Origin of the sequence: Streptomyces coacervatus, assembly GCF_029223485.1 — a bacterium.
Taxonomy (GTDB): Bacteria; Actinomycetota; Actinomycetes; order Streptomycetales; family Streptomycetaceae; genus Streptomyces; species Streptomyces coacervatus.
Genome location: NZ_JARHTP010000060.1, coordinates 1 through 1,451, shown reverse-complemented (window position 1 = coordinate 1,451; position 1,451 = coordinate 1). Strand labels below are relative to the sequence as shown.

The 1,451-nt window shown below is 69.7% G+C and carries 1 protein-coding gene; it reads left to right on the top strand.

Annotation, left to right across the window (positions count from 1 at the left end; translation table 11 throughout):
* The first annotated feature begins 73 nt into the window (after positions 1 to 73).
* Complete coding sequence (locus P2Q00_RS50555) at positions 74 to 1,336, top strand: IS701 family transposase (RefSeq protein ID WP_275781984.1); 1,263 nt, start codon at positions 74 to 76, stop codon at positions 1,334 to 1,336.
* Positions 1,337 to 1,451: the final 115 nt, after the last annotated feature.

Genomic DNA, 1,451 nt, shown 5'->3' with positions numbered 1-1,451 from the left:
CCTAGTAGGGCCTGGTCAGGTTCACTCGCCGGTGGCGTGTCCGTTTGATCTCTTGTTCCGTTGACCTGTTGTGATGGGTGGGGAGTTGGCCGCGGTCCGGTGTGATCTGGAGGACTTCGCGGCGGAGATGTTCGAGCCGTTCGCGCGGGCGGATCAACGCCGGTGGGGAACGGTCTATCTGCGGGGTCTGCTGCTGGACGGGCGGCGCAAGTCGGTGGAGCCGATGGCCGCCCGCCTGGGCGAGGACGGCAACCGGCAGGCCCTGGCGAACTTCGTCACCACCAGCCCGTGGGACGCGGCGCATGTCCGCGCCCGCCTGGCCTGGCGGATGCAGCACGTGATCAAGCCGACCGCGCTGATCGTGGATGACACCGGCTTCCTCAAGGACGGTGACGCCTCGGCGTGTGTGGCGAGGCAGTACACCGGCACCGCGGGCAAGGTCACCAACTGCCAGGCCGGGGTGTCCCTGCACCTGGCCTCCGACGATGCGTCGGCTGCTGTCGACTGGCGTCTGTTCCTGCCCGAGAGCTGGGATCCCGCCTCGCCCAAGGCCGATCCGGGCAAGGTGGCCCGCCGCACCACGTGCGGCATCCCCGCCGACGTCGGACACGTCGAGAAGTGGCAGCTGGCCCTGGACATGATCGACGAGACCAGGTCGTGGGGCATCGACGTCCCGCTCGTCGTCGCCGACGGCGGCTACGGCGATACGGCAGCCTTCCGCCTGGGCCTGGAAGAACGCGGGCTCACCTACGCGGTGGGCATCTCCACCACGACCACCGCCCACCCGGAAACGGCACGGCCGCACACCCCGCCCTACGGCGGCCGCGGCCCGAGGCCTCAGCCGGTCTATCCCGAGGCGGCCAAGACGGTGAAGAAGCTGGTCATCGAGGCCGGCAAGCAGACGGCCCGGCCGGTGCAATGGCGGGAAGGCTCCCGCCCCGGCAGCGGCCGCAGCGGCGTCAAGCGCATGTACTCCCGCTTCGTGGCCCTGCGGATCCGTCCTGCCGGACGGGAGATCCGCAAAGCCTGCGACGGCCCGGAACTGCCCGTGCGCTGGCTGCTGGCCGAATGGCCCGCCACCGAACCCGAACCCGTCCAGTTCTGGCTGTCCAACCTGCCCGCCGACACCCCGCTGGCCACCCTCGTGCGCACCGCGAAACTACGCTGGAGGATCGAGCACGACTACCGGGAGATGAAGCAGGCCCTGGGCCTGGCCCACTTCGAGGGCCGCACCTGGCGAGGCTGGCACCACCACGTCACCCTCGTCTCCGTCGCGCACGCCTTCTGCACCCTCCAGCGCCTCACCCGGTCCCCAAAAGAGACGGCGCCGGCCTGAGCCTCTACCGAGTCGCCCGCGAACTGCAGTTACTCCTCGCGGTCTGGACCGGCGCCTGCCCCACCTGTCACCGCAACATGCCGGAACCGATATCAACCTGACCAAGCACTACTAG

What these genes read in the sequence shown, in the direction of transcription:
- P2Q00_RS50555 (WP_275781984.1), top strand. Translation starts at nt 74, where the DNA reads ATGGGTGGGGAGTTGGCCGCGGTCCGGTGTGATCTGGAGGACTTCGCG.